We start from the raw sequence: 21,193 nt of genomic DNA on the forward strand, positions 1-21,193 counted from the left end.
TACTACGTTGACTAATTAATTCTTGTTTATGAAATTATCTTTACTTTCTGTTGCACTTATGCTCCTTTTTTCCCTCAGCATAAGCGCCCAAACCGTATGGGAAACTAAATCGACAATCGACGCACTTACAGGCAATAATCCTTATACTATTGCCTCTGGATTGATCGATAACGACACCGACCTCGATATACTCATCGGCACTGATGCCGATCATATTATCGTATGGTATAAGGGCAATGGTGATGGCACCTTTGTAAAACAAACGGCGATTACCAACTCACTCACCAATATTGTTGGCATTAAGCTCGTAGATTTAGATAGCGATACCGATTTAGATATCCTAGCCGTTGGCTTTGGAAGTTATGCTGCGGGTTATGGAACACCATCAGCATTAGTATGGTTTCAAAATGATGGCAGTGGCAATTTCGGGTCAGAGCAACTTATTACCAATGCATTTGATGGTATGAGTGGTTTATTTGCTGGCACTATTGATGCTGGGTCTACTATCGACGTCGCAGTAACTTCTGTTGTTGATGGGGAAGTATTTTGGTTGTCGAATGATGGCTCCGGAAACTTCTCTGTTCCTACCAATAGTAGTATCGATAATACACTCAATGCGCCGGGAGTTATAAATATGAAGGATATCGACGGTGATGGCGATTTAGACGCAGTTGTAGCCACCGCAAATTATTCTTCTGACGCAATCGAGATCTTTAGAAATGATTTAGTACCAGGTGGTACTGTTTTATTCACTAAAGATGCGGCCTCAGTAACTACAGGAAAAATTGGAATCTTCAATGCTAATTTTGAAGATCTAGACGGGGATTCAAATCTCGATATATTGGCAACTGAAGTTTCGTGTGGAACCTGTTCGCCTTCAACAGGTAATCTCTACTGGTATGAAGATAACGGGTCTGGCTTTACTGAAACCGTTTTTACAACCAGCATAAATAATCCAGCCGTTGCACAATTTAAAGATGTAGACAATGACGGACTCAATGATATCATTTTGAGCAGCGGTACTGCAGGCGCAGGGAATGATCTAGTATGGTTTAAAAATAATGGCTCTGGAAGTTTTGGTTCTGAAACCGTTATCGATGATACGCAAAGTCAGGCTTTTGTCTATACTATTAATGATTTTGATGATGATGGCGATAATGACATTGCCAGTTGCGCCTATAATCAGGATGATCTCAATTATTTTGAAAATTTATTGGAGTCCTTAAATGTCGATGACATTGAACTGATAGATTTCAGAATATATCCAAATCCGACGACTGAACTTTTATATTTTGAAGGGCTCAACGTTAGTGAAATTGATGTAACAATCACCGACATTTTAGGAAAGACCATAGCAATAAAAGCCCATAATCCTAGTTTTCCTTTGAATGTCTCAAAATTGGCTAAAGGATTATACACCTTAAAAATTAATGACGAATTTGTAACTAAGTTTATCAAAAACTAATCGCCTTAAAAATTATATTTCTAAACGTCAGTGCTTTGTGCTGACGTTTTTTTTATTCGAAAAAAATAGGCAACTTTACAAAAAGCCAATCTTATGTCTATTCTCATCACAAATATTAAGCAACTACTTCAGGTTCACGATCACAATGTTTTGGTACTAAAAGGTGAGGAAATGAAGACGCTAACTGTACTAGAAAATGCCTATCTATATATAGAGCACGATACCATCATTGAATATGGAGAAATGGTGGATTGTGAGGGTATTGAAGCCGAAACTGTTGTTGATGCTACAGGAAGAATTGTACTACCTTCTTGGTGCGATTCGCATACACATATTGTCTACGCAGGAAATAGAACTTCAGAGTTTGTAGACCGGATAAAAGGATTGAGCTATGCCGAAATTGCTGAACGCGGTGGCGGAATATTGAATTCGGCCAAGGTGCTTCAAGAGACCTCTGAAGCCGATCTGTACGACCAATCCATGGATCGCCTCGAAGAACTCATTAGAATGGGTACAGGTGCTTTCGAAATAAAAACAGGTTACGGACTCACGGTTGACGCCGAACTAAAAATGCTTCGTGTTATTAAACGTATTAAGCAGGAAAGCTTGGCGCTTATTAAACCAACACTCCTTGCAGCACATGCTATACCAGATGACTATCGCGATAAAAAAGAGGACTACATCAAATTGATTACTGAAGAACTCATTCCGAAGGCAGCAAAATTAAATATTGCCCATTTTATAGATGTCTTTTGTGAGAAAGGTTATTTTGATCTCAAAGACACCGAAGCCATTCTGAAAGCTGGTAAAGATCACAACATGCGACCAAAGATTCATGTGAATCAATTTAATATACTCGGCGGAGTAGCCTTAGGCGTAAAATATAATGCGCTCTCAGTCGATCATTTAGAAGAATTAAATGACGACGACATTAATGCTTTAAAACCATCATCTACTATGCCGGTAGCATTACCTGGATGCTCGTATTTTTTAGGAATACCCTATACTCCGGCACGCAAGCTTATCGATGCGGGAATACCGATAGCGATAGCAACAGATTATAATCCGGGTTCAGCGCCAAGTGGAAACATGAATTTTGTTGTAGGCGCCGCATGTATTAAAATGAAAATGACACCAGAAGAAGCAATCAATGCCGCCACGATCAATGGCGCTTATGCCATGGGAATCAGTAATATGTACGGCAGTATAACAAGAGGTAAAAAGGCTAATGTCATTATTACAAAACCGCTTGAACATTATAATGAAATACCTTATGCTTTTGCACACAATCCTGTGGAGCAGATCGTCATCAACGGTCAACTTAAGGATATAAAAAATCCGGAAGAAAACTTCCGGATTTAGCTATCAATCAATTAAACGAATAGTTTTTATTTCAGAATAAATTCTGAGGAAGAAATCAATTCTTTATCGTTAAATACACTTATTTGGTATCTGCCTTTTTCAAATTTTGAATCGTTCGGTTGTGAAATATATTCACAAATATTTAGGTTTCTATTCTCATAGTTGAAACGACTGATCAAACTGTAATTCAATACCTGATCATCGAACTGTACTTGGTTATTCGAACCTAGAACATTATTGTTAGGATCGATCACCTGAACGTATAATTCTTTATCACCTGCTTCGGTTAATTTATTTTTAGCAACTGTAAAACAAACTTTAATTTTATCGCTTCTACGTGCACGTTCTGTAGGGATTTGCTTTCCACTGCTTCTTTCAATTACACCCATACCTACTAAGCCTACAGTTTGCAAGGCTGCTGCATCTTCAACAACATTTGCTAGTTCTGTATTCTGCACTAATAATGAATCCGTAAATACCGTACGCTCGGCTAACTGAACTTGAGTACTATCAAGCGAAGTTGCCAAATACTCATTTTCTACTTTAAGACGATCGTTTTCAGCTAAAAGCTCGTCCATTTCTTCTTGTAAGACCAAAAACTTCTTCTTGTATCTAAATAGGCTGTTCACGCTATTCTGTGAAACTTTAAGCGAATCCATTAAACCTTGAATACGTTCTCTAGCCTCGATAAGATCCTGATCTTTGATCTCGCTGGCAGCAATTGCCTGATCGTATTGCTTCGCCATGTTATTAAGATCATTCATGACTTGTTGCTTTTCAGAAATGAGCTCTTTTTCTTGCTCTTTACCTTCAGAATAAAATTTAGATGCAACAAATGCTGATCCTAAAAACAGTATTAATAGTATTCCTAACCCTACTTTTAGACCAATGTTTGATTTTTGTGATCCTTCCATAATTTTTAGTTTTAAGTTATTGTAATTTCTTTGTTTTAAAATAATTGAAAAAACAGAATTAAATAAATAAAGCTGTATTTTTATTTTCAATTTTCATTATTTGTCCAAATGCAAAATCTCGTATTATTTTCTTCAAAAGATCGCGATGCGCTCTTAAATACTCGTAAAGGAGAATCTAAATTTGGAGAACATGTTCAGTTATTAACTAACCTCAATAACATATACGAAGACATTAGCAATTTAGATGTTGACCATGTCATTTTTGGTATCGCAGAAGATATTGGAGTTTACGCAAACCATGGTAAAACAGGGGCTTACAGAGCATGGGAGGCTTCCATAAATTTTTTATTAAATATTCAAAGTAATAGTTTTACAAAGGCTAAACGCGTTCTTATTCTTGGGTATTTAGATTATAGTAACGCATGTGAGATTGTAAAACAAGAACCGACTAAAAAGTCAATCTCAAAAGCGCGGCAGCTAGTTGAATCTATAGATAAAGATGTGACTTTTCTTGTTTCTTCGATAGTAAAAGCAGGGAAAACTCCGATAATCATTGGTGGTGGCCACAATAATGCCTACGGTAATATTAAAGGCTTGTCGCTTGCGAAGAATGATTTGGTTAATGCTGTGAACTTTGATGCACATACCGATTTTAGACCTGAAGAAGGTCGACATAGCGGAAATGGTTTTAGTTATGCCTATGCAGAAGGATTCTTGAAAAATTACTTCGTTTTTGGTGTGCACGAAAACTATACTTCAGAAAAGCTGTTCAAAACACTAAAGAAGATTAAGTCTATTAAATATAACACCTACGAAAGTATGGCCGTTAGAAATGAACTCGACTTTAATTCTGAAATGGAACGCGCTTTGAACTTTGTTTCAGGAAAACATTTTGGATTGGAGATCGATTGCGATGCCATTGAAAATATACCTAGTAGTGCCCAAACACCCAGTGGTTTTAGTGTTAAGGATGCCCGACAATTTGTACACTACTTTGGACAACATAAAAACGTTGGCTATTTACACATTTGTGAAGCCGCTCCACGCAAAAAATCAATGCAGAAAGTCGGTAAACTCATTAGTTACTTGATAACAGATTTTATTAGAGCAAATGACCATTGAAATTATTGATTACAAAGACAAATTTGCTAGCGATTTCTATGATTTAAACATTGAATGGTTAAAAACGTATTTCTATGTGGAGCCCTTTGATGAGGAGGTTTTAAGCAAACCTGAAATTTACATTATTAACAAAGGTGGTTATATATTCTTCGCTTTAAAAGAAGATAAAGTTGTAGGAACTGTTGCCCTTATGCCAACGGACCAAAAAGGTATATTGGAACTAACAAAAATGGCCGTTTCGCCAAATGTCCGTGGCCAAAAAATCGGACAACAAATTCTAAAATATTGCATCAAGTTTGCTAAGACTAAAGAATTGAAAGCCCTTCTGCTCTACTCTAACACACGTTTAGAAAATGCGATATATCTTTACAGAAAATACGGATTTAAAGAATTAGAGCTTGAAAAAAACAGTCCTTACAATCGTTCGGACATTAAGATGTTGTTAGAATTTAAAAACTAAGACCTGTCTTCAAACCATTTGATCTTTTTAGAATTATTGATCTTAGTTTTATAAAACTCGTTGATATCAATACTATATAAACCACTTGAAGGCTCATCAGAATAAAGGTCTTGTTTATAACCGCCGAGAATATACAGTTTACCGTCGTTATAAAATAGCTCCGCATACTTCAGGTTGAGTCTAATTTTATATTCATTCAAAATTCCGGTTTGTAAATTATAGGTTAAGATTCTTCCATCGTTGTAGATATAAATAGTGCCTTTACTATAAGCCAATCCCGGTCTTTCCATTCCTTGGAACAACTCACCTTCTTGTTTCCATTCTCCAGTAATAAGATCAAAACTTTCAATACTTGTTAATGCAAAACCATTAAATCCGCCCACTAAATAGATCTTGTCTTTCACTAAAATTCCTTTAGTTTCCTTAGGGTTTGGCATCTCTCCAAGTTTGTACCAATACCCTGTTTTCAAATTACAGAAATAAATATCTTCAGAATATTTTCTGCTACCGTTTTTATTAATCTTCTTAATCCCACCAAGAGTTATGAGGTAGTCATTGTAAAGAAACGACGCAAAGTTTACAGCTTGATTTGGGTTGGTTTCATCTAATCTTACCTTGTTCGTATCTGTATTATAGACTTCAACTACATGATCGAGGTATTTTTTTCCGGTTGAAACTGGTCGTTTACCTCCAAAAACATAAATGTCATCATCATAGATATGAAGGTTATGACCGCTGCGTTTTCTAAATTCAATATCCGATACTTCCCAGGAATCATTTGGAATATCATAAACCATTAAGCTACTCGAAAATTGCTCCTGACCGCTGGGTGCCATTCGCAAACCTTCAAGATAATTTCTAAAATTAAGATCGAAAACAGGATTTGGCTGATTGACAAGAAACCGGGTAGCCGCCACGTCTCGCACAAACATAGCTCTTCTAAAGACATAGGAGTTCTCGCCGCCAACAACATATATCTTATCGTCTTCCATACCGGCGGCAAATGAAAACAACGGCTGACTGAGTGAAGTCAATTCAGTAAATTCTATATTACTTTTAAGTTCCTTACCAGCATCGATCCAAGTCTCGGATAAGCGTTGATCTTTAGGTTCTAGAAAGATTCTAAGGTTACTTTTCTTCGCTTCTGAAATATGAATCGCTTTTGTTGCAAATCCAACATGCGAAATATAGATAGAATCGTTCGTGTTGTATTTTTCTTTATATCTGAATTTGAATTTTCCTTCAGCATCAGAAACAGCACCTTTCTTTTTACTGAAGTAAATGTGTGCATTTTCAATTGGTGCGTTAGTATTTTTATTCGAAATCTCACCCTTGATGGTTTGAGCTGAAATATTGCCAACAAAAATTGAAACACATAACGTGATGATTAGAGGCTTCATAATGCAATTTTTTAACTGTTTAATTTTCAGTTAATTTACCTCTTTTTCACCTAAAAGTGCGTTAAAGAATTTATAATTTAAACGAAGTTTTTATATAAGCGAAGGCCTCTTGAATATTGTCAAAAATGTGTTCTTCAGAAATTAAATCAGGAACAATATCAATAGAGATCAACTTATCTTTTGGCTGCTCCTGAATAGCGGTCAATAAAACTTGAACATCACGCTGCTCAAGATCTAAAACCGCATTCTCCAAGGCATATAAGCCCGATTGATCGATATAAGGCACACGATCCATCCGAATGATCAATGCCTTAACACCTTCCGGAATATTCTTTATCTCCTCTTGAAAATGCGAGGTAAAACCAAAGAATAAGGGCCCATAAAGGTGCTTTATATAAATTTTATCCTTGAATTCATTATAAAACTCAACCTCGTCCTGCCAAGGTTTTTCACCGTCAAACCCAGCGATAGTGCCTACCTCTAAACCTTTTTCGCCAATATCACTTGCACGCTTCATAAATAATAAGGAGGCCAATAATAAACCTATTCCAACAGCCTGAATTAGACTCCCAAATGTTGTAATAAATAGCACTAAAATCAAAACAATAGCATCTGCTCGAGGTACGGCCAATAAATGCTTTAGACCTTTAGTATCAATAATCTTAAAACCTATCGGAATTAAGAGTCCGGCTAAAACAGAAAGCGGAATATATCCTGCCAATTTTCCTAATCCTAATAAAACGGCCAATAAGAACAAACCGTGAATTGTCCCAGAAACTCTTGTACGGCCACCAGAGTTGATATTCACTACTGTACCTTTAGTTGCTCCAGCTCCAGGAATTCCACCAAAAATAGCGGCGATAGCATTACCTATACCCTGACCAACAAGTTCTCTATTACTGTTATGTTTGGTCTTGGTCATATTATCTGCTATTACAGAGGTCAATAAGGAATCTATTGAACCTAAAACAGCCAGTACAAGCGCGTATTCAGCAACTAAACTGTAAGCACTTGCATCGATTGAAAAAATACCATCAACCTGAATTGATGGCAAACCTGAAGGGATCTCACCAATTATTGGTACATCCCATTGTAGAAAATAACTAGCTACTGAGGCTACGATTAAAGCTACCAATGCACTAGGTATCACCTTAGTTACATATGGAAATATGTAATAGATCAAAACGGTGAGTCCGCCTAATGCCAATGCCTGCCAATTAAAGTCTGAAAAGAGTCTAGGAAAATCCTGAATAACTAACCAGGTTGACTTTGCTGAGTCTAATCCTGCAAAAGGAAACAATTGTAATATCACAATGATCAAACCAACACCACTCATAAACCCAGAAACTACCGGATATGGGAAGTATTTCACATAACCAGCAATATTAATTAAGCCAAATACAATTTGAAAAACGCCACCTATAAGAAAAGTTACGATGATGATGGGCATCGCAGCTTCTAAGCTTCCTGTTAATTCAATAGCAGACGCCACTAAAGCAGCTGATACAACGGTCATCGGACCTGTAGGTCCACTGGCCTGTGTTGCGGTTCCACCGAAAATTGCAGCAAAGATACCTACTGCAATAGCACCATATAATCCGGCAATTGCACCAAGTCCAGATTGAACACCAAACGCCAATGCTAATGGTAAAGCGACCACACCAGCAACTAATCCGCCGGTTAAATCGCCTTTTAGATATTTAAAATCGTAAAATTTTGAGCTCATAATTAAGTTTGATTAGACATTCATAAAGATATGACATCTATATTATTGTTAAAATTTAATTTTTAGATTCTAGTCGAAATCATCATTGTCGAAGTTTGGGCGTCGTCTGTCAATTTGTTTAGCAATCATTTCATTTAGGCTATGTGAAAAAGCTCTATATTGGCTATTATTTCGGAATAAATTGTTGTCGAGATCAAACAATGACTTATGTTGCATGTCAATTCTTGGAATATATATTTCTTCGACCTTCACTTTATATTGATCGATTAAGCCTAATGCTTTTTTTGACTTTATAAGCTGAATCCATTTAAACCGCTTCGCGTATTTACGCAACAATACAATTACAAACGCCCTCGAAGGATTTAAATACATTTCGTGCTTTTGCAATACCTTATCAATAATATTGTCAATATAGGTTCTTAAACCTACGTCCTCATTTCTATTTGTTTCATTAATCGCCTTATAAACGGAAACTGAAAAAAGATCCTTATCTGCCTGCAGATCCACCACTTCAAGTTGGTAGTCGACTTTTCGAAATTTGAAAGTATTGAATAAGAATGTCTCAGAAACTTCGACTTGAGTCAACCTTAATACTTGATTATTGATTAGATTTAGAATCGTAAGCCTTATGGTATCAATAGTATGACGTTGCCAATCGAATTTACTCGATTTTGATAAAAATCCGTACTCTAACCTGGGATATTTCCCGATAACATACAGACCGATATCCTGACAAATGACCGTCTCGAAATTGAGTTGTAAAGTATTTAAAGTGGTTACCTTTTTTTCGTACAGAGACCAACCGAAGAGCTTCGTTGATTTAATTATTTTGAAGGTGTTATTAATTTCCAATTGCCTTTAGAGAATCTATTTGACGCTGTAAAGCTTCTATTTGTTCAGCATTATCCTGAACTTTTGGAATAGTCTTTAATGAATCTATGGCTTGCTCAATTAGATCTTCATCCTTCGGTTGTTCGTTAAAGTAATACCCTATACCTTCTTCAGAACGCCATGCTTCGTTAAGTTGATTGTAAACCGCTTCATCCCAAGAACTTGGATGCTTTACATCGATCCAAACCACATCACGATATTCACTATCAATTAGAACTAGATCGGGCGTTGCCGAACCATCAAATTGCTGTGCGTTTTGATCACTAATTGAAGAAATTGTTCCTAGAAAGAACATGCGTTTTCTACCAGCAATATCCTTTACATAAGGTCTAAATTCTACAGGCGTACTTGCATTCCAATCGTATTCTTTTCTAGACTCTTTTACCTTTAGTGGCATGGCAGAAACACCGGCATATCCTTGTTTTTTGGTCGCATGATCATAATAATACAAACGATCCGTGCCGTCCGCAGGCACAAAAACACTATAGCTTAAACTGGTACGTTCTTCGCCCACTGGCTCCAATCCGAACCAGTGATAAAGTCCACTGTAGGCATCTGAATTACTTCCTGCAAAATCAAAATCCGTAACATAGGGTTGTTGGTTTTGATCTTTTGGCATTAAAGGAATTTTAACTGCTGTTTCCATATTCCATGGCAGCGGATCACTAAACCCTCCCAAAAACTTCAAAGATTCGGCCTGTAATTGAGATACTTTTTCAGACAGAGTATTTTGTTTGGTGAGGAACTTATAGTTTTTAACCTCCTCGGGTTTCACAAAAGTTCCTTTACCGATTGTAATGCGTTCTATATAGTCCTTAAAATCGTGATCCCCATTTTCAATAATCATTACGCCTCCAAAAGTTGGATAAGGAAAGAAAAAGCCTTTCCATTTGATAAGGCTAACTACTTGTACCCACTCGCCTTCGTCATTCTTCATGTAGAAGGTATCGCTTGGTTCGTAATTAAATAACATCCAAGGATTAAAACGCTGTACTACAGCATTATAGGTGTTTCTACTAAACATTAAAGACTCACCAATAGAAAAGGTAATATCTATTCGATTTTCATTCGAAAACCTAGGAAAGGGCGTCGTACTACTCACTGAAAACACCTCTTCAGTATTATCACTCATACGCTGCATGAAATACTTTTCACTTGGCTGTATGGCCATGGTCCATTTATTTTCTGTACCAATTCTTACTAAATGTGGAAGGGATACATCCTTGGTTTCACCGACACTTTCATTCGCCATTGAGAAAATATTTCTTAAAGGCTGAATACGTTCGTTTTGAGTTAAAGGTAATTCGTCGATCTCTACTTTATTCAAATTATTGAAGACATTATAGGTTTTCATATAGTCATAGAGACCTTGGTTCCAACCGAGAAAATAAAGAAGTCCGAAGAACAGAATTAATAGTCCTAGTATACCTAGTCGTCCACCCGCATTGGCAGTTTTCCTGAATTTTCTTAAACCAAGAATTAAAACGATTAGACTAACAAGAATTATAAAAATGTACTTGCGTAGAAATAATAAAACGGGTTGATAGTCATCTCTAAAAAAGAAGAGCGCCAGAATTAATAATATTCCAACAATAACGACGATACGTTTTTGTTTAGCCCCTTTATTCCAATAATTTTTGATCATATTTATAGTGTTGTCAAATCTTTATTACATCAAACCCTTATCCTTCAACCGGTCGCGAGCGCTTTTCTTTTCAACTTCTGGTTCTGGATCAGGTTGTATTTCTTCTTTTGTCTCTTCGATTTCTTTGGAAGTATTATCTGGTTTGAGATCTTCGATCAAATCCTTGCCCTTTTCAACAGCATCACCCAGTAAATCTCCTATTGAATCACTTTTCTCTTCAACAACCTTTGAAGTTTTTATAACAAAATTTGCCAAGTAGGTTCCGATGAGTGTACCTGTTGCGAAAGTAGCTAGACCAGATATTGCCAATAGGTTTGAAAATACAGCTATTGGTGTTAAGAACTGAAGAATCAATCCTACGATCAGCAATGAAATTACAACAAATAGTAATCTAGGAATAAATGGTTGCTTGTAAATAAACCCCTTGGTTTCTGCGGGACTCATTTGAAGTTCTTTACTATTCATCATTTTATTGATAAATCGGTATGCACCATTTCCATTAGACTCTCGCCAATAGAGAAAGATGCCAAATAATATGGCTGAAACAAAAATTATAATGTCGATTCCTAGTCCCATGACGTTGTATTTAAGGTTCTTATAAAATTAGTCTAAAATTCTTAACTTTTGTTACTATCCTTGATTTCAAAAGGTAATTTATCCTTCAAAATAGATCTTGTTAGTCGCTAAACAACAACTACTAAATATTCGCCTTTATCGTTTCAATTACCCAATCTCTAAAGGAATCATCCCAAGTTTCATAGCTTTTGTAAAATTGTTCTTTATCATACCAGTATAGAAACAGTACGTCCTTTGGCGCAATATTGATCAATAATTTATGGATTAAATCACGATGCTTGGTAGATAATGAAGAATGCGGTTGGTGCAGTGCAAAATACATGGATTGCTCTACCATATCTTCAATTTTATAAGCATTACTTCGCTCTAATCGCTCGAGATAGAGTTCGGCACCCATAATTTGCTTTCTTGCCTTAATATCAATTTTATTCAGATAACTTTTGAAAAGAGATTTACTATCTAAAATTTCTTTAATAGGATGCTCAGCGTCTTGAAGTATTTGATAAAGTTCAAACTTCTTTATACGGTCGTAATTTGGTGTTGTGACCATATGCTCCAAATCGCACTCAATAATGATATGACTTTTCAGTTTATCTACTAACTCGCGTTGATCAATGTGGTAAATTAAAACATCGTGAATGGTATCCTTAATGGCTTCCTTATAGATCTTTTTACTCTCAAAAACTAAAATCGGTTTAATAAAATCTCGTAATAGATAAACTCCGTCAAACGCCCTAGTATAAAATGAATCTGTAGAAAACTTTAAAGGCTCTAATTTGAGATCTCTGTTACGAAGATCACCATAAGCCTTAGCCGACTCTAATAATTCATTATGAATACGTTCATCAATAAAATTATTATCTCTTCGGAACTTTTCTACGAGCTGCATCTGTTCTCTCTGCTTCTCTTCAAGATTATCAATTAGTCTGAAGGTGATTTTGACATCTTCGTACTTCAGAATATCCAAAGGTTCATAAAACACATCTATATCCTGATCAAAATCAATACATATCGCAGAATCTCTGGTAATATCATTGATCTTTTGTCCATGTGTTCTAAAGATATGTTGCATCATTTCCCGATCGAAGGAATGAAAAGGTAAATAAACAGGTTTCCCTTTTTGCAATGGCGAAATTATAATTCCATGAGGATTAGCATCGCCGTGATTGAGGTACTGAACGTCTTTCTTTTCATCTGCAACTTCCGGACTCCATCCAACGCCGTCAATTGAGAAGGACTTAAGTTTAGTCTCTTTAAAACCTAAGGTTTTTAAACACTTATTATAGCGTTCCACTAACTTTCCGCTGACCGGAATGAGTTCACTTCTGTAAAGGTTTGCCTGTTTTAATTTATCCATTTTCTAGCCGTTGAGGCGGTCGTCATTTATTTTATATTCCTTCTTATAAAGAACAACCACAACTATACTAATTTATGTATTTGAGCATATTGTAGCAACATAATAGTTTTCGCATCGATAATTTCTTCATTCTTTATCATCTGAATCGTCTTATCAATGGATAACTCTAGTATTTCTATTTCTTCATTTTCGCTTTCCAGTCCGCCGCCGTCATTTATTTTCATACTGTCTTGATATTCGGCAACAAACAGATACATTTTTTCAGTCAACGCACCTGGCGATGTATACGCTGTTAACACCTGTTTAGCATCATCGATCTTATACCCGACTTCTTCTTCAGTCTCCCTGATAATAGTCGCTAATGGAGAGTCATTTCCATCAATGGCGCCCGCACAAACTTCTATGGACATAGCGTCTCCTTTATCATTTTCATAGATTGGCATTCTGAATTGCCGCGTTAAAATTACAGTTCGTTTTTCCTTATTATACAACAAGATAGCTGCACCGTTACCACGGTTATAGGTTTCGCGAGAAAGGCGTTTCCAATCGCCATTTTTGAATTGGAAGTCGTAATCAATACGATCTAGAACAGCCCATTCTCTTGAAAGGTTTACATGCTTTATGTTTTTTAGATTATTCAAAGGACTAACTGCGCTTATCAAATTGTTCCCTGGCTTCTGTTTCAATATTTAATTGATTTACTCTTGCATCAACTTTGCGTTTGAAGTCCGTATCAGCAATAGTCGCAACATTATCTAAATAACGTACTACTTCCTGTCGTCTGATATCACTAAAGTCGAGCCCTTTCATATTGGCACGCATCAACTCTTGAAGCATTCCAAATTTGGTATCGTAGTCCTTTTTGAAATAGGTCTCTGGATTTTCAAACCAATCTGATTCAAGATCAAAATCCGTTAGTCTCAGAGAAACCGCTTTCTGAATATTTCTTACATCACGAGAAGAGAAAAATGGAAATATCTTCTGTATTTCGGTATATAAATGTGCATAAAACATATGATCGTCATCGTCGTACTTTCTTGCCACTTTTTCAAAAGTATCGAGAACGCGCTCCTCTGTTGGCTTATCTATTTTCTCTAAAATTTCACCAAGATTCTTCGCAACTTTTTGCGCATCCAAATATTTATAATCATCTGGATTATCCATATTGATGAAATTCGGCATGGTTTCTTCTAAACTACGCCACCAGAGATAATCCTGATCAACGAAGTCCTTTTCATTTCGGGCACCATCAATTTTAAATCGCCCTTGCACACGTGATATTACCGCCTTATCTAACATCTCAGGAAGGTTGGTAAACAAACCGATTGAACTATTCCCATAGTTTACGGCATAAGCGCCTTCAGTATAGCGTAAGAAAACCCCAATCACCTCTTTTACACCAGCAGAAACGCCTTGAGCAGTACGTTCCTGTAGATTATTCTCAGCATCATCAATAGGTGCAAATATTAAGCGTGTTGGGTCTTGCAAAGGTTTCATCCATTCAACCATTTTTTCAGCAGAACCTCCTTGAAATGTTGAGATCAGAGTATCTGGCATTGGATGGAACAAAAACGGAATATCTAAATTCTCGCTATGCTCTTTTAATCGTGTAGCGATGGCAGCAATAAGCATACTCTTTCCAGTACCTGGTATTCCATAACCCATAAAAACTGGCATAAAACCACCTAATTCTTGAAATGGATTCTTCTTAGCTTCAAAATCGTAGCTTAACAAACGTTCTGTTAATCTTCTAGCGAAATGCTTTGCATCTTTATTACCAACGATCTGTTCAAACTGAATTTTATTAAACTCAACGCTAACAGCAGTACCTTGGAATACGTTATTCCAGCCATCTACTGCAAAGTCAGAGTTTTCTAATTTATAGGCTCTGTCAACTATAGTCCCGGTATATTCTAAAGAACTTTTACGCAATTGAATTTCATCGATGAGTGCTTCAAAATAAACAACCGTAAAATCGATGACATCCTTGTCCGTTTTTATAATATCTGGATGCCCTAAGTACTTATCATAATAAAACAGTTGACACGAAATTCCTTTGAGTGGTGTAATCAAAGACACCTCAGGAATCCCGGCAAACTTTTGCTTCATTACGGTAAGGTCGTCTGAAGCATGTGGTTTTAAATCGTGTAATATCTTATAAGCGGTTGCAAACAACATGAAAGCTGTTGCCGTCTGCATTTTACTTTCGTACTCTCGTTTACCTGCATTATCGAGGGCCGATCTATTTTCGTACAAAGTAGATAAACCTGAAGCATCATAATAACTATCCTTAATCCACAATCCTAAGGTAATGCCTTCCTGAACAGCAAATAAAGCATGATTAAGATAAATTGGAATGGCCACAGACTCTGGTAATAATCGCTTCTTTAAGGAAAGAATGGTTTTAGAAACTGAAGTCACTGACACACTACTTCCATTATTGGCCCGAGATAGATAAAGCAAAATAGATTCGTCCTTACCGTTATTATCTCTATTCTTGGCGCGTTGACTTTGTTCCCATTGAATAGATTTCAAATAGGATGTTGCCTCATCGCGAAGCATATCGAGTTCATTTTGTTTTATCGGAAAGGTTGAATTGTGTTCCATCTTTTAAGTAAAAAGTTCTAAGTTATAAGTTATAAGTTATGAGTTGTGAGTTCACGCTTCTAACTCCTAACTGCTAGCTTATTTTTCAATTTTTAAATCTGAGACCTGAACTGGCGGAATGGCTAGTTTATTCATGATCTCAGGGGTTTTATTATATAACAATTGTATAATTCTATGCGGTGCAAATACATAACGCTGTCTGAATGTATTGCCCCATCTCTGAAAGGTTTGCTTACTAAAAAAGCTCCCTTCTTTAAATTCACTTTCAGAATTAAGTTCATCTATTTTGAAGGATATCAAATAAGATTCAAGCGGTATAGTCTTTTTTGCAATGCCGTCTAAAATCGCATGTGTTAATTCGTTCTCGTCCTTGGCAAATACATTGTGAATTGGCCCGAGGTCAATTCGTCTTATTAGTTTTGGTAATACCTTCGGAAGCCTTTTATCTATGGCATAGGCCATGGTATCTAAAGCCATTTCGCGGTCAGAGGTATTTTTTAATACGCTGTAAATTTCGTCTTTATAGCCTTGAACATCTCGGCCGTCATAGTTGAAATACAGATAGCAAATAAAAGGTCTATTATGTGTAACATCATAAAAGCTCCAACTCACCAAATATTCTGAAGATGAACCTTTTGGAGCCTCGATGATCTTACCTTGAACAAAGCGGTTAAATATATACTCTTTACGTGCTGACGTATAATAAACAATAGACGACGCCTGGAATAGCTTTCGTTTGGAGATCGGTTGCTTCTTTCGCATCAAGGTGTCTAAGAATTCATCCTTAAGGACTTCAACATCGGTAAGCCTGCTAAGAAATTCTTCACGCAATTCCAGATCATTAAATAAATAACGAAATTCTAAATAATTAGGAAAGCTTGAATCCGTAAGATCGACCTTCATATTCTCGTCGTCATCATACATGTACTTAACACGCATGGCTTCAATAGAATACAACAACAAATCTGTATACTGTTTGAATAGCAGAATTTCCTGCTCATTCAATATTTGCTTCGCTTGAACAGCAGATATAAGCTCCTTGAGCGAGAAATCTATCATTTTATGATAGAATACGTATTGCTCTTTAGAATCGAGTGTTGCTGAATCTAATGGTGTTACGATCATTTTCTACTTGGTAGTTTACAGTCGTGTTTTTTTAATTAATTGTGACTGAACACTGATTACTAAACACTATTTCTACCCTAAGAGATCATCCTCATTGGCTTCAGGTTTTGGTTCACCTTCAGGTTCACCACCTTCGCTTGGTGCATTAGGATCAGCATTATAATATTCCGTGAAAATCTCTTTCATATCAATCCCATAACGGTCTGCGAAATTCTTCTGGATTTCAGCATCTTTCGATCTGATATCCTTAAGCGCTTCGGCGTAACTTCCGTAGATTCCCTGCATAACTTTCTCATGAACCGGAATATTATCCATCATCTCTTGACGTGCTTTCGCGCTTGCTGTGTGCATAGCGGCGAGGGTTTCACCAATATGCTCATCAGTTTTAACTCCAAGATGCTCTAAAATTGCAGCGAACTCTTGATCGGTTCTGGCCTTCAATGCCACTACATATCCATCGTAGTATTTTAATCGCTCATCGGTATCTGACTTCAATTTAGCACGATGAGTTTGTAGATTACTACGCAATGAAGTTAAAACCTTAATGGTAAGATTATGTTTATGAACAAAACTATCTTTTGAAGCCGCAAGGGTTATATATGCATTTTTAAGACCTTCAAGCTCCTCTACTTTTTGCTCTAGTTGTGTAACTTTTTCTAATGCCTCAGAATATTCAGGAGATTGTTTATCAGCTACCTCCTCTAATGCTTGTCTGGCTTGCTTCAACAAAGCGTACTGTTCTTCTAGTCGCGCTTCTACCTCTTCTTTCTTCTGAAGAGCTTTAGTGTGGTTGTTGCTCGCTTCAACAATTGCAATTTTGAGACTTTCTTCAACTTCTTTGATTTCGAGCTCTCTATCCTTTAAACGCTTAATCGCAGCCTGACTTTTAAAAGACAACTCGTTTAATAAAGTCTGAACATCAGCTGTTTCAATACGCTCTTGGAACATGGCCTTTGCTCTATTATCTGCACCGTCACGTTGTTTCTGAGCAGAAGCTAATTCTTCTTCAGCCTTTTTGATCTTACTTTTACGACCCCAAAGATTATTCCACCAGGTATCTGGTTTAGCTTTGGCATCTTCAAGCTCAACTTTAGCACGTTCCAGACGTCTAACAGCATCATCGATAATCTTTTGCTCGGCCTCATTAAGTGCCGAGAAACCTTCGAACATAATACCCACCTCATCCTGATAATCAGTAAGGTCTTTTATGGCATCAAGAAGAGTAGTTCGGTCCTTTTCAGCCATATCTACCACATTATCTAATGTGGCGTTTAAAATCTTCTGACGACTTTCGGGATCATCCTCCTGCGCCAATTTAGACTTCATTTGGTCTATGGCCTTTCCCCAGTTGACATCTACTTTTTCAGCTTTTTCTTGTGAGTTTGTCTCTAATAAATCGAAATCATCAGACATATTATATAGTGTTAATTAGTTGAACAATTTTTAGGATAAGCAATTTCGGTAATTTTTTTAAGACTATAAAAACTTTACCAGCAAATTATAGGTAGCAATTGTGATAAAAATGTTACAGTATTTTAAATGTTGCTTTTTGTTGAATATCTTTAGAGCAAAACAAATCGATGAAACTATCAAAATACATTGTTATTCTAACTCTTTTATTTGCATTTTTTTCGTGTAATGACAACAAAAAAAATGTTGATATCGCATCTGATAAAGAGGTGCAAAATCCTGAAAGCTCAATTAAAGTAGTTCCGATCTCTCATGGAACATTAATTCTTGAAACCGATAAGGAGGTCATTTATATTGATCCAACTGGTGGTAAAAAAGCATTTGAAGGACAAAAAAGTCCAACATTAGTACTCATAACTGATATTCATGGAGATCATCTCAGTAAATCTACTCTAGAAGCTCTAAATTTAACTGAAGTACCAGTTGTTGCTCCTAAAGCAGTTACTGACAAGATTCCGACTACAATCAGCCCAAAAACCGTTACGATTAATAATGGCGACTCCTATACACACAATGCTATAAAGATTGAGGCTATACCGATGTATAATCTTAGAGAGGAAGCTTTAAAATTTCACACTAAAGGTCGAGGAAATGGCTATGTATTGAATATCGGCAATGAACGTATATATATTTCTGGCGATACCGAAGATATACCTGAAATGCGCAATCTAATAAATATTGACCTTGCATTTGTATGTATGAATTTACCCTATACGATGCCTGTAGAAAGCGCAGCGAGTGCTGTTTTAGAATTCAAACCAAAAACTGTTTATCCTTATCACTACCGAGGCACCGACGGCTTGAGTGACGTGAATTTATTCAAGAGTATGGTTAATAAAGAGGATAAATCGATAAATGTTCAACTTTTGAAGTGGTATTAGCATTTTTAATATGTTAAAATTTAGAGTTGTTAACAACTCACCGAATCGTGTTTTTTAGCCGAAAACACTGCGTTTCGTCGTGTTTTTTATTCGTTTCACCGATGTTTTTGTTGACAATTACTATGTAATTTCTTCTAAATAAAGCATTTGGAAAGGGTTTTTTTTCTATATTAGCACCATAGAACCCAAATCTAATAAAATTAATCATGCTTAACAGACTGCTTTCCAAGGCTTTAATAGTGACCACGACACAACTGACGATGATTCTGATAGCAGTAGCATCTATTTTTTTAGTTTTTATTATCATCGCCATTATAAAGATGTATAGACTAAAAGCTGAAAATAAAAAGTTGATGGAAACTAACGCATTTAAGGATGTTGATGAATCCTATAAAGATTTTACCAGCGGTCATCTATACGGAGATAATTAACCAAACCACAGAAAATATTAATAAAAAAGCCAGCTTTCGCTGGCTTTTTTGTTTGAAGTCATTGCCTAGTTATCTTACTAGCTTTTTATACTTTATACGTTTAGGCATAATATCGCCTCCTAAACGCTTCTTCTTATTTTCTTCATAATCGCTAAAGCCACCTTCAAAGAAATAGACTTGAGAATCTCCTTCAAAGGCGAGTATATGCGTACATATTCTGTCTAAGAACCATCTATCGTGACTAATAACAACTGCACAACCAGCAAAGTTTTCCAAACCTTCTTCTAATGCTCTTAATGTATTGACATCTAAATCATTAGTTGGCTCATCTAAAAGTAGAACATTACCTTCTTCTTTTAAGGTCATAGCCAAATGCAAGCGGTTTCTTTCACCACCAGATAGTAAACTTACCTTTTTATTTTGTTCGCTACCCGAAAAGTTAAATCGACTCAAATAAGCTCTTGAGTTGACTTGTCGGCCACCCATCATCACCAATTCTTGTTCATCACTGAAATTTTGCCATATGGTTTTTTCAGGATCGATATTAGCATGCTTCTGATCTACATAGGCGATCTTAGCTGTCTCACCAACTTTGAATTCACCTTTATCAGGAGTTTCTTCTCCCATGATCATTCTAAAAATGGTGGTCTTCCCTGCTCCGTTCGGACCAATAACACCAACAATTCCGGCTTGAGGTAAATTGAAATTGAGATCGTCGTACAATAATTTGTCATCATATCCTTTAGCAACTCCGATTGCTTCTATAACATTGGTTCCCAGTCTAGGACCATTTGGTATATAGATCTCTAACTTCTCATCGAGTTGCTTTTGATCTTGGTTCATCAGTTTATCGTAGTTCTTCAAACGTGCTTTTTGCTTTGTTTGACGCCCTTTTGCTCCTTGACGAACCCACTCTAGCTCTCGCTCCAATGTTTTCTGGCGCTTTGATGCCGATTTACTTTCTTGTGCCAAACGTTTCGATTTCTGGTCTAGCCAAGAGGAATAATTACCTTTCCACGGAATACCTTCTCCTCGATCGAGTTCTAAAATCCAACCAGCAACATTATCTAAAAAGTATCTATCGTGTGTTACGGCTATAACCGTGCCCTTGTATTGTGCTAAATGATGTTCTAACCAATGAACAGATTCTGCGTCTAAGTGGTTGGTAGGCTCATCTAAAAGAAGTACATCAGGTTCTTGTAGCAATAAACGGCACAGGGCCACACGGCGACGTTCACCACCAGAAAGGACACTAATCTTTTTATCGCCATCAGGTGTGCGTAGTGCATCCATAGCGATTTCTAATTTGGTATCTAATTCCCAAGCATTAGAAGCATCTATTTGATCTTGAAGCTCGGCTTGGCGATTCATTAGTTTTTCCATTTTGTCTGGATCGCTATAAACTTCTTCTAGACCAAACTGTTCGTTTATACTATTGTATTCATCTAGAATTGCCACCGTTTCAGCAGCGCCTTCTTTAACGACATCCATAACAGTCTTCTCATCATCGAGTTGCGGCTCTTGTTCTAGATAACCAACCGTATAATCTTGTGAAAAAACAACATCACCCTGATAATTTTTATCTACGCCTGCAATGATCTTTAATAAGGTGGATTTACCCGAACCATTTAAACCTAGAATACCAATTTTAGCACCATAGAAAAAACTGAGGTAAATATTTTTGAGTACTGGTGTATTTGCCGATTGAAATGTCTTGGTTACACCAGCCATTGAAAAAATGACTTTCTTATCGTCGCTCAT

18 protein-coding genes are annotated in these 21,193 nt (G+C 36.6%); 6 read left to right on the forward strand and 12 right to left on the reverse strand.

Features of this window, described 5'->3' with window-relative positions; translation table 11 throughout:
- The first annotated feature begins 28 nt into the window (after nt 1-28).
- Nucleotides 29-1,465, forward strand: coding sequence for a T9SS type A sorting domain-containing protein (locus DDY94_RS04040; RefSeq protein WP_111682764.1), 1,437 nt, complete (start codon nt 29-31; stop codon nt 1,463-1,465).
- Nucleotides 1,466-1,558: 93 nt separating this feature from the next.
- Nucleotides 1,559-2,827 (forward strand): imidazolonepropionase, encoded by a 1,269-nt coding sequence (hutI, locus tag DDY94_RS04045; RefSeq protein ID WP_111682765.1) that lies wholly within the window; start codon nt 1,559-1,561, stop codon nt 2,825-2,827.
- A 26-nt stretch (nt 2,828-2,853) separates the two neighbouring features.
- On the opposite strand, the gene DDY94_RS04050 is transcribed toward hutI, so the two are convergent.
- Nucleotides 2,854-3,741, reverse strand: coding sequence for a chromosome partitioning protein ParA (locus DDY94_RS04050; RefSeq protein ID WP_111683042.1), 888 nt, complete (start codon nt 3,739-3,741; stop codon nt 2,854-2,856).
- Nucleotides 3,742-3,849: 108 nt separating this feature from the next.
- Between DDY94_RS04050 and DDY94_RS04055 the strand changes: the two genes are divergently transcribed.
- Nucleotides 3,850-4,863, forward strand: a complete 1,014-nt coding sequence (locus DDY94_RS04055; RefSeq protein WP_111682766.1) for a formimidoylglutamase — start codon at nt 3,850-3,852, stop codon at nt 4,861-4,863.
- Nucleotides 4,853-5,323, forward strand: a complete 471-nt coding sequence (locus DDY94_RS04060) for a GNAT family N-acetyltransferase (protein ID WP_111682767.1) — start codon at nt 4,853-4,855, stop codon at nt 5,321-5,323. The genes DDY94_RS04055 and DDY94_RS04060 overlap by 11 nt, the downstream gene beginning before the upstream one ends.
- Here DDY94_RS04060 and DDY94_RS04065 read toward each other — a convergent pair.
- The 10 genes from DDY94_RS04065 to DDY94_RS04110 all read right to left on the reverse strand — a co-directional run bounded on the left by DDY94_RS04065 (nt 5,320) and on the right by DDY94_RS04110 (nt 18,063).
- Entirely contained in the window at nt 5,320-6,723 is a 1,404-nt protein-coding gene (locus DDY94_RS04065; RefSeq protein WP_111682768.1) for a Kelch repeat-containing protein, read from the reverse strand. The genes DDY94_RS04060 and DDY94_RS04065 overlap by 4 nt on opposite strands.
- A 70-nt stretch (nt 6,724-6,793) precedes the next feature.
- The gene (locus DDY94_RS04070; RefSeq protein ID WP_111682769.1) at nt 6,794-8,449 is read right to left on the reverse strand and encodes a SulP family inorganic anion transporter; all 1,656 of its coding nucleotides are present in this window, start codon (nt 8,447-8,449) and stop codon (nt 6,794-6,796) included.
- 69 nt (nt 8,450-8,518) lie between these two features.
- Nucleotides 8,519-9,301, reverse strand: coding sequence for a hypothetical protein (locus DDY94_RS04075; RefSeq protein WP_111682770.1), 783 nt, complete (start codon nt 9,299-9,301; stop codon nt 8,519-8,521).
- On the reverse strand, nt 9,291-10,985 hold the full coding sequence (locus tag DDY94_RS04080; protein ID WP_111682771.1) for a hypothetical protein: 1,695 nt from the start codon (nt 10,983-10,985) through the stop codon (nt 9,291-9,293). The genes DDY94_RS04075 and DDY94_RS04080 overlap by 11 nt, the downstream gene beginning before the upstream one ends.
- Nucleotides 10,986-11,009: 24 nt before the next feature.
- A complete protein-coding gene (locus tag DDY94_RS04085; RefSeq protein ID WP_111682772.1) occupies nt 11,010-11,561 on the reverse strand; it encodes a hypothetical protein in 552 nt (183 codons plus the stop codon).
- Between the two features lie 121 nt (nt 11,562-11,682).
- The gene (locus DDY94_RS04090) at nt 11,683-12,918 is read right to left on the reverse strand and encodes a DUF6638 family protein (protein ID WP_111682773.1); all 1,236 of its coding nucleotides are present in this window, start codon (nt 12,916-12,918) and stop codon (nt 11,683-11,685) included.
- Between the two features lie 62 nt (nt 12,919-12,980).
- Nucleotides 12,981-13,604, reverse strand: coding sequence for an NUDIX domain-containing protein (locus DDY94_RS04095; RefSeq protein WP_232817812.1), 624 nt, complete (start codon nt 13,602-13,604; stop codon nt 12,981-12,983).
- Entirely contained in the window at nt 13,564-15,525 is a 1,962-nt protein-coding gene (locus DDY94_RS04100) for an AAA family ATPase (protein ID WP_111682774.1), read from the reverse strand. Before DDY94_RS04100 ends, DDY94_RS04095 begins: the two co-directional genes overlap by 41 nt.
- Before the next feature lie 78 nt (nt 15,526-15,603).
- On the reverse strand, nt 15,604-16,650 hold the full coding sequence (locus DDY94_RS04105) for a hypothetical protein (RefSeq protein WP_111682775.1): 1,047 nt from the start codon (nt 16,648-16,650) through the stop codon (nt 15,604-15,606).
- A gap of 72 nt (nt 16,651-16,722) precedes the next feature.
- Nucleotides 16,723-18,063 carry a coiled-coil domain-containing protein gene (locus DDY94_RS04110; protein ID WP_111682776.1) on the reverse strand — a complete coding sequence of 447 codons (1,341 nt, stop codon included), beginning with the start codon at nt 18,061-18,063 and terminating at the stop codon, nt 16,723-16,725.
- A gap of 167 nt (nt 18,064-18,230) precedes the next feature.
- On the opposite strand from DDY94_RS04110, the gene DDY94_RS04115 reads away from it, so the two are divergent.
- Together DDY94_RS04115 and DDY94_RS16085 are read left to right on the forward strand one after the other, a co-directional pair.
- Complete coding sequence (locus DDY94_RS04115; RefSeq protein WP_111682777.1) at nt 18,231-19,001, forward strand: MBL fold metallo-hydrolase; 771 nt, start codon at nt 18,231-18,233, stop codon at nt 18,999-19,001.
- A gap of 206 nt (nt 19,002-19,207) precedes the next feature.
- Nucleotides 19,208-19,432 carry a hypothetical protein gene (locus DDY94_RS16085; RefSeq protein ID WP_157957237.1) on the forward strand — a complete coding sequence of 75 codons (225 nt, stop codon included), beginning with the start codon at nt 19,208-19,210 and terminating at the stop codon, nt 19,430-19,432.
- 69 nt (nt 19,433-19,501) lie between these two features.
- Here DDY94_RS16085 and ettA read toward each other — a convergent pair whose 3' ends face one another.
- The gene (ettA, locus tag DDY94_RS04125; protein ID WP_111682779.1) at nt 19,502-21,193 is read right to left on the reverse strand and encodes an energy-dependent translational throttle protein EttA; all 1,692 of its coding nucleotides are present in this window, start codon (nt 21,191-21,193) and stop codon (nt 19,502-19,504) included.

Origin of the sequence: Winogradskyella tangerina (assembly GCF_003260205.1) — a bacterium.
Lineage (GTDB): Bacteria > Bacteroidota > Bacteroidia > Flavobacteriales > Flavobacteriaceae > Winogradskyella > Winogradskyella tangerina.

Coding starts and splice junctions, on each gene's coding strand:
- DDY94_RS04070 (WP_111682769.1), bottom strand. CDS start 8,449: ATGAGCTCAAAATTTTACGATTTTAAATATCTAAAAGGCGATTTAACC.
- DDY94_RS04090 (WP_111682773.1), bottom strand. CDS start 12,918: ATGGATAAATTAAAACAGGCAAACCTTTACAGAAGTGAACTCATTCCG.
- DDY94_RS04060 (WP_111682767.1), top strand. CDS start 4,853: ATGACCATTGAAATTATTGATTACAAAGACAAATTTGCTAGCGATTTC.
- DDY94_RS04115 (WP_111682777.1), top strand. CDS start 18,231: ATGAAACTATCAAAATACATTGTTATTCTAACTCTTTTATTTGCATTT.
- DDY94_RS04105 (WP_111682775.1), bottom strand. CDS start 16,650: ATGATCGTAACACCATTAGATTCAGCAACACTCGATTCTAAAGAGCAA.
- DDY94_RS04065 (WP_111682768.1), bottom strand. CDS start 6,723: ATGAAGCCTCTAATCATCACGTTATGTGTTTCAATTTTTGTTGGCAAT.
- DDY94_RS04050 (WP_111683042.1), bottom strand. CDS start 3,741: ATGGAAGGATCACAAAAATCAAACATTGGTCTAAAAGTAGGGTTAGGA.
- DDY94_RS04040 (WP_111682764.1), top strand. CDS start 29: ATGAAATTATCTTTACTTTCTGTTGCACTTATGCTCCTTTTTTCCCTC.
- DDY94_RS04110 (WP_111682776.1), bottom strand. CDS start 18,063: ATGTCTGATGATTTCGATTTATTAGAGACAAACTCACAAGAAAAAGCT.
- DDY94_RS04080 (WP_111682771.1), bottom strand. CDS start 10,985: ATGATCAAAAATTATTGGAATAAAGGGGCTAAACAAAAACGTATCGTC.
- DDY94_RS04100 (WP_111682774.1), bottom strand. CDS start 15,525: ATGGAACACAATTCAACCTTTCCGATAAAACAAAATGAACTCGATATG.
- DDY94_RS04085 (WP_111682772.1), bottom strand. CDS start 11,561: ATGGGACTAGGAATCGACATTATAATTTTTGTTTCAGCCATATTATTT.
- DDY94_RS04055 (WP_111682766.1), top strand. CDS start 3,850: ATGCAAAATCTCGTATTATTTTCTTCAAAAGATCGCGATGCGCTCTTA.
- hutI (WP_111682765.1), top strand. CDS start 1,559: ATGTCTATTCTCATCACAAATATTAAGCAACTACTTCAGGTTCACGAT.
- ettA (WP_111682779.1), bottom strand. CDS start 21,193: ATGAGCGACGATAAGAAAGTCATTTTTTCAATGGCTGGTGTAACCAAG.
- DDY94_RS16085 (WP_157957237.1), top strand. CDS start 19,208: ATGCTTAACAGACTGCTTTCCAAGGCTTTAATAGTGACCACGACACAA.